The 7,431-nt window shown below is 27.1% G+C and carries 8 protein-coding genes; 7 read left to right on the plus strand and 1 reads right to left on the minus strand.

What is annotated here, in order from left to right:
- Positions 1-200 precede the first annotated feature (200 nt).
- A complete protein-coding gene (locus KQI77_RS03310; protein WP_216388362.1) occupies positions 201-617 on the plus strand; it encodes a GtrA family protein in 417 nt (138 codons plus the stop codon).
- Between the two features lie 148 nt (positions 618-765).
- A complete protein-coding gene (locus KQI77_RS03315) occupies positions 766-1,125 on the plus strand; it encodes a VOC family protein (protein WP_216388364.1) in 360 nt (119 codons plus the stop codon).
- 111 nt (positions 1,126-1,236) lie between these two features.
- Here KQI77_RS03315 and KQI77_RS03320 read toward each other — a convergent pair whose 3' ends face one another.
- Entirely contained in the window at positions 1,237-2,373 is a 1,137-nt protein-coding gene (locus KQI77_RS03320) for a DEAD/DEAH box helicase (RefSeq protein WP_216388375.1), read from the minus strand.
- A 111-nt stretch (positions 2,374-2,484) separates the two neighbouring features.
- Between KQI77_RS03320 and KQI77_RS03325 the strand changes: the two genes are divergently transcribed.
- From KQI77_RS03325 to KQI77_RS03345, 5 genes are all read left to right on the plus strand, one after another.
- The gene (locus KQI77_RS03325) at positions 2,485-2,907 is read left to right on the plus strand and encodes a YaaR family protein (RefSeq protein WP_216388366.1); all 423 of its coding nucleotides are present in this window, start codon (positions 2,485-2,487) and stop codon (positions 2,905-2,907) included.
- A gap of 87 nt (positions 2,908-2,994) precedes the next feature.
- Entirely contained in the window at positions 2,995-3,312 is a 318-nt protein-coding gene (gene trxA / locus KQI77_RS03330; protein WP_216388368.1) for a thioredoxin, read from the plus strand.
- Between the two features lie 6 nt (positions 3,313-3,318).
- Positions 3,319-4,185: an NAD(P)/FAD-dependent oxidoreductase gene (locus tag KQI77_RS03335; protein WP_216388370.1), complete on the plus strand. Its 867-nt coding sequence runs from the start codon at positions 3,319-3,321 to the stop codon at positions 4,183-4,185.
- A gap of 226 nt (positions 4,186-4,411) precedes the next feature.
- Complete coding sequence (locus tag KQI77_RS03340; RefSeq protein ID WP_216388371.1) at positions 4,412-6,253, plus strand: bifunctional diguanylate cyclase/phosphodiesterase; 1,842 nt, start codon at positions 4,412-4,414, stop codon at positions 6,251-6,253.
- 376 nt (positions 6,254-6,629) lie between these two features.
- The coding region (locus tag KQI77_RS03345) for a hypothetical protein (RefSeq protein ID WP_216388373.1) at positions 6,630-7,431 on the plus strand (802 nt) is incomplete at its 3' end.

Below are 7,431 nucleotides of genomic sequence, written 5' to 3' on the forward strand. Positions count from 1 at the left end.
GCTCTAGTTTATCGTTTTTTAAAAAACAAGCAAAGATAAATTTTCAAAATTTTCAGACAATTTAAAGGCGAGATTATGAGAAATTTATTCAATATAAATAAATTTAATCTTTACCGCTGACATATGACGATTAATGTTGAAAAAAAAGAAAAAATGTGATACAATGATATAATGTTTTTGGAAAAAGGAGTTTGTTGGGTATGGTAGAGATAAAAAAGAAGGCCTTAAAAGATTTCTTTAGTCTTCAATTTTTAACTTATGCTATAGTAGGAACTGTAAATACAGTTAATGGCATTATATTAGCATTAATTTATTCGAACTTTTTTGATGAAAATTTATCATTTATTTTTGGATATATAACAGGATTATTATTTTCATATATATTAAACAGTATAGTTACTTTTAAGCAATCATTGTCCTTTAAGAAATTTATTAAATATGTTATATCATATATTCCTAATTTTTTAATTCAGAATATTGCAGTGGTTGTATTCTATAATATATTAGGATGGTACAAGCTAATAGCTTATTCTTTGGCAGCGGTAGTTGCAGTACCTATTACATTTTTACTTATGAAGTACTTTACATTTGGTAATAAAGATTTAGCTCAAGAGTAATATTTAGAGTTTAAAACATATTATAAAGAATAATTGTTTTGATATTTAAAATAGAAGTTTCCTAAATGCTAAAATAAGTAGCATTTAGGAAACTTTATTACTCTATAGGAAAATATCTATTATATTTTAACTTTATGGAGGGATTTTAATGAGGCTGAAAAATATATTGATAGTTGTTAAGGATATTGATAATGCAAAGAAGTTTTATCATGATTTATTTGGTTTAGAAATGATAGTGGATAATGATGGAAATATGATTTTGACAGAAGGATTAGTTCTTCAAGATGAAAAGATATGGAGGAATTTTTTAGGAAAGGAAATTTTACCTGAAAATAATTCTTGTGAATTGTATTTTGAAGAAAGAAATATTGAAGGTTTTGTTGAGAAACTTGAAAGATTATATCCTGATATTAAATATGTAAATAAGCTTATGACACATAGTTGGGGGAAGAAGGTTGTTAGATTTTATGATCTTGATGGCAATTTGATAGAAGTAGGAACTCCATAAAAATTAAAATAGAAATAATATCATTTCTATTTTAATTTTTGTTAATGAAGTGTTATGGTGATTTTTAGTTTGTAATTAGTTTAGGATATACATTTTATAGTTTATCTATGACTATGAAAGGACTCCATGAGATAACTTTCCTTTCTTTATAGATATTTTGAATTTTTTTTCGTAAGATTTTAGTTTGTAAACTTCTTTGTTGTTAACTATAGAGATAGAGTATCCTGTATTATTACCTCTTGCGGTTCTACCAGCTCTATGTAAATATTCTTTTGCACTTGTAGGGCAATCTAAGTTAATAACATGTGTAATGCCATCTATATCTAAACCTCTTGCTGATATATCAGATGAAACTAATATGTTTATTTTGCCATTTCTAAAGCTTTCTAAAGCATTTTGTCTTTGCTCTTTACTTATTCCCTTGTGAAGTGCAAATGAAGCTTTATTATGGAAATTAAGTTTATCTTTTATTTTATTAATGTCAAAACTTCTATTGACAAAAACTAGAGCCTTAGTTGGATTAGTTGCAGCTATTAATTTTCGTAACGTATCGAATTTATCTCTATTATCTACTTCTAAGTATATGTGATTTATATTAGGGTTTAACGTGATGTTTTCTGCACAATTAACTATATAAGGATTCTTTAAGAATTCTTTTGCGTTATCTAAAGTTGTATCATTTATGGTTGCAGAGAATAACATTATTTGAGTATCACGCATAGCTTTCTTTATTAAATCTTTAACCATGGCACTACTAGTGTTATCTAATAAATTATCTGCTTCATCAAGTACTATAGTTTTTATTGTATGAGCAGTTATTTTCTTTTTCTTGATAAGGTCTAAAATTCTTCCAGTAGAACCAACTATAATGTGTGGTTTTGTTTCTTTTAACTTTTTGATTTGTTTATCTATATTTACGTCCCCTATAATTGGTAAGGAAGTAACTGGTATAGTTGAATTAGTTGCTAATAATTTTATTTGAGCATTTATTTGCATTACAAGTTCGTGTGTTGGTGCCAAAATTATAGCTTGCATTTCTCTTTTAGATGTATCTATTTTTTGAAAAATAGGAGTTAGGTATGCAAGAGTTTTTCCGCTTCCTGTATAAGAACGCCCTACAATATCTTGGTTTTCTAATGCTTTTGGTATAGTTAAGGCCTGTATTTCTGTTGGGATTTTTATACCTTGTTTATCCAAACCTTCTATTATGTTATTGTTAAGACCTAAATTGTTAAATGAATCCATGATAATCTCCTTAAATCTATTATTTTATTAAATAAATTATATACATAAAATGATTAACTCGTCAAAATGTTGTATAATATATTTAAATATTTAAGTTGAGAAGAGGAGAATTTTATGGAGATAGGTCGAGTAAGTAGAGGTACAGTACAAACTGAAGAGAGAAAAGTAGTTGCAGGCAAAAAACAATTTTCTCAAAGTTTTAATCAGGCACGAGATAGAAAGTCACAAGAACAATTAAAACAAATGGCTGATGATATTAAGAAAAAGGGTAATAGATTAGCATTAACTAAAACTTATGCTGATGTTAGAATGTACAAAAAATTAATAAAAGAATATTTAGAGTCAGTTCTACAATATATGTACGATACTAAAAAAGATATAAGTTTTTGGCAGACACAATATTTTGTAACTGTTGATACAATTGATGAGAAGTTAGAAGCTTTAACTCAAGAAATATTAGGAGAGCAGAGTGAAAATATAGATATTGCATCTACAGTTGATGAAATTCAAGGTTTAATAGTAGATATATATAGATAAATTGTTATAAATTTAAGAACATTATTGACTATCTTACAAATATAATATAAAGTGTAGAAAAACACTATATAAAAAGGAGGAATATATATGTTAACTCATATAGATGATAATAATTTTAATAATGAAGTGTTAAATCATGAAGGAGTAGTTGTAGTTGATTTTTATGCAACATGGTGTGCACCATGTAAGATGTTAGCACCAGTTCTAGAAGAACTTCAAGGTGAATTACAAGACGATGCTAAGATATTTAAGGTTGATGTAGATAAGAACCCAGTTGTTTCTAACAAGTATGGTATTTCAAGTATTCCAACAGTGATGATATTTAAAGATGGAGTTCAAGTAGATAAGAAGGTAGGATTTTTACCTAAGGATACATTAAAAGAAGCTATAGAAGAGGTATTATAAGATAATATGGATAGAGTTGACATAGCTATTATTGGTACAGGGCCTGCAGGATTATCTGCTGCTTTAAATGCTAAGATTCGAAATAAAACTTTCATTTTGTTTGGTAGCAATAACTTTAGCAATAAGGTATTTAGAGCAGAGAAAATAAATAATTATTTAGGTCTACCAGGTATTTCAGGAAGAGAATTATCTGAGAATTTTAAGAAACATATAGAATCATTAGATATAGATATAACAGAAGAGAGAGTAAACAATGTTTATGCTATGGGAGAATATTATTCTATTATGGCATCAGATAATAAGATGTATGAGGCAACATCTATAATACTTGCAACAGGAGTTGAATTTAATAGAGCATTAGAAGGAGAAGAAAACTTTTTGGGTAGAGGAGTTAGTTATTGTGTTACTTGTGATGCGCTGTTATACAGAAATAAGGATGTTGCAATAGTTTCGTATAATCAAGAAGGGGAAGAAGAGGCTAATTTCTTAAGCGAAATAGCGAAACAAGTATATTATATTCCATTATATGATGGAGAGTATTCGTTAAATAATAATATAAAAATAATTAAAGATAAGCCACTTAGAGTTACAGGAGAAGAAAAGGTTAAAAGTCTAATTATGACAGAAACAGAATTAGAAGTAGATGGAGTGTTTTTTATTAAGGATTCTATAGCACCTAATCAATTAGTTCCAGGTTTAGAGGTAGATGGAGAGCACATTGTTGTAGATAAAAATATGGCAACTAACCTAAAAGGATGTTTTGCAGCAGGTGATTGTATAGGGAAACCTTATCAGTATATAAAAGCTGCTGGAGAAGGAAATATAGCAGCACTTAACGCAGTGAAATATTTATCAAACCATCAAACAAAATAAATGCCTTGTTAATAGTTTATAGTTGTAAAAAGTACTATAAAATTACAAACTAATTCAAAAGTGACTTGTTCTATTAATGATAGAAAAGTCACTTTTTTAATTGGATTAAATATAAAACAAATGGTTCAAAAAAATTCATAAATTTGTAATAATTTTATTGGTTAAGAATATCAATTGTGCTAGAATTATTAGAGTGATAGTTATTCTTATAAGAAAGGGTGAAATAATGGTAATTAACACTAGGATTTCAAATGAAGTAAAAGATGTATTCCACAGATATAAAGATAAAGATAAGAAAAGACATGCTATCCAAAGATTTTTTTTGAATATTATTATGGCATTAGTAGGAGCTATTATAACATTTATATCTATACGAAATGGTGAAGAAATTGGTGCAGAAGCAATTTTAACACTTACAGGACTTATAGGTGCATGGTTAGTAATTAGAAACAAATCTCTAGCTTCTGCATGGGTAATTGCCATTTCTTATACGTTTGTATGCTTTTATTTTGTTGTTAATGGAACTAATAATGGAGCCTCTATATGTTGGGCGCTTATGATTCCAATGGGAGTTTTTGTACTAACAGGACTGAAATGCGGTATTGTATTAAATGTAATTATTTGTGCAGCAATATGTGTGTTATTTTGGTCACCGCTTAATCAATATATATATAACTATAATTCATCATTTGAATTTAGGTTTCCTATAATCTGTATTGCAATGGCATTATTTTCAACTGTTGTGGAATGGATTAGAGATAAGAGTTTTTCAGAACTTAAAATTGTTAATAGTGTATTAGAAGACATGGCATATGTAGATGATTTAACTCGAGCTCCTAATTTTAATAAGTTTCAGATGGATGCAGAAAAAATACTTAAGGAAAATGAAAATTATTCATATATAACATTAGCCATAGATATAGTAGATTTTAAGATAATAAATGACAAGTATGGTTATCAATTTGGTAATGATGTATTAAAAGATTTAGCTGAAGAACTTCGAAAAATATGTGAAGAAGATGAGTTATATGCAAGAGTAAATGGTGACAGGTTTGTAATGCTACTAAAATATGAAGATAGAAATTTACTTGATGTAAGGTTATTAAACATAAATGATAAACTTCGAAACTTTAATCATAAAAATATTTTAAGATATCATTATGGTGTGTATGAAGTTGAAAATGAAGAACTAGATATATGGACACTTTATGATAGAACTCTTATGGCGATGGAGATATCCAAGGATAATATGCAAGTGAAATTTAGCTATTATAATGATGAAATAAGACAGAAATTATTAGATGAGAGATATATGGAAGAATCTATGGAGTCTGCATTGTTTAATAGAGAATTTTTAGTATTATTACAACCAAAATATTCATTTAAAGAAGAGAGATATTGTGGCGCAGAAGCACTTGTTAGATGGAAGAAAAAAGATGGAGTAATAATTCCTCCTGGTGAGTTTATATCTTTCTTTGAGAAAAAAGGATATATAACTAAGATAGATATGTATGTACTAAGAGAAGTATGTAAGAACATGAAGAGATGGCTAGAGGAAAATAAACGAGAAATTGTTGTTTCAGTTAACATATCTAAAATGGATTTTTATAAACCTAATTTTATAAATGATTTAATAGAAATTGTAGATTCTTATGGTATACCACATAGGTTAATAGAACTTGAGATGACAGAAACAATGGCAGCAGAAAGCTTAGAAGAATTTATAACATTCTCTAATTTATGTAGAGCAGCAGGATTTCCAATATCATTAGATGATTTTGGTACAGGTTATTCTTCATTAACAATACTTAAAGATTTACCAATAGACGTAGTTAAGTTGGACAAAACATTATTTACTGATTTTAGAAATGTTGATGCAAAAGAAAAAGGCGATATAATAGTAGAACAAATAATTGACTTATGTAAAAAGATTAACTTAAAAGTTGTTGCTGAAGGTGTAGAAGATAAAGAATTAGCAGACAAGTTAAGAGCTATGAAGTGCGATATGATACAAGGATATTATTATGGAAAACCAATGTTACCAAGCGAATTTGAAACACATCTATAGAGAGTAATTGTATGATGATAAAAGAAAAATCCAATGTTATTTGGTTTGATTAATATTATGTTTATTATTAGTATCAATATTATATGTTTTTATAAATAGCATAATATCATTAAGTATTTACTAAATATAATAAAAAAGAGTAAAGATCCCTAAATACTATAAACTTGCTAAAGCTCAGCCAGTATAGTATTTTAACAGAATCTTTACTTTTTTTATTATAAGAAATACTAAATTCTATTATAGATAATTTACTTAAAGCAATAATTTGATATTAATTAATTTTTAATAAGTGTTAACAAGTTGGCAATATCTATGCGAAACTTAGCAAAAGTAGCTTGCTATAATATACTCATAAGATGTTAAGGAGTGAATGGATATGAAAAAAAGGATTGTATTGAGTAATGAAAATAATAAGAAGGAAGTAAAGAATAATAAAAAGTTAAGATATATATTGTGTACATTGTTGCTATTTATTATGATAATTCCAGGGATAAATGTTTATGCAGCTGAAGGCACAGATAATGGTAATGAAATAACAGTTGATTTGGTTCCATCAGAAGATAATAAATACATTAATGTTAATATAGTAAATACAACTGATGTTAATTATGAGAATTTGTGTGTAAAAGTAAACTTACCAAGTCAATTATATAATGAAGAAACTTTGGAATTAAATGAAGAGAAAATAGATTCAGCTCAAAGTATTAGCAAACAAATAAAAATTAATAAAGTACAACCAGTAAAAACAAAAGTATATAGTGAAAGCAAAAAAGGAATTAACAAGAAAGTGATTATTTTAAGCTCTGTAGTTGTTCTTGCTAGTGCATTAGGAATTATCTTAATAATAAAGAAAAAGAAAAATATTGCTGTTGCTATATTAGTTGTAACAATGGTAGGAGGATTAATTAGTCCATTAGAAGTAAAAGCTGCAACAATAGAAAAAAATTATACTAAACAAGATAGTATAAAGATAGAAGGTATTAATTATGAATACACTATAGAAGTTAAGTATGATGAAGTACAACCTGAAGAAGTAGTACAACCTACAGAAAATTTTTTCCAAGAAGTAGAATATAATATGAGTGATGAAGAAAAGCAACAAGTTTCTTCATTAATTGGAGAGTTATATTTTATGAATGATGGATATTATAATAATTATCCAAGTGAACCTGTAAATT

The sequence above is a fragment of the Clostridium sp. MSJ-8 genome (assembly GCF_018918325.1).
Classification (GTDB): domain Bacteria; phylum Bacillota; class Clostridia; order Clostridiales; family Clostridiaceae; genus Clostridium.

Coding starts and splice junctions, on each gene's coding strand:
- KQI77_RS03310 (WP_216388362.1), top strand. CDS start 201: ATGGTAGAGATAAAAAAGAAGGCCTTAAAAGATTTCTTTAGTCTTCAA.
- KQI77_RS03315 (WP_216388364.1), top strand. CDS start 766: ATGAGGCTGAAAAATATATTGATAGTTGTTAAGGATATTGATAATGCA.
- KQI77_RS03325 (WP_216388366.1), top strand. CDS start 2,485: ATGGAGATAGGTCGAGTAAGTAGAGGTACAGTACAAACTGAAGAGAGA.
- trxA (WP_216388368.1), top strand. CDS start 2,995: ATGTTAACTCATATAGATGATAATAATTTTAATAATGAAGTGTTAAAT.
- KQI77_RS03335 (WP_216388370.1), top strand. CDS start 3,319: ATGGATAGAGTTGACATAGCTATTATTGGTACAGGGCCTGCAGGATTA.
- KQI77_RS03340 (WP_216388371.1), top strand. CDS start 4,412: ATGGTAATTAACACTAGGATTTCAAATGAAGTAAAAGATGTATTCCAC.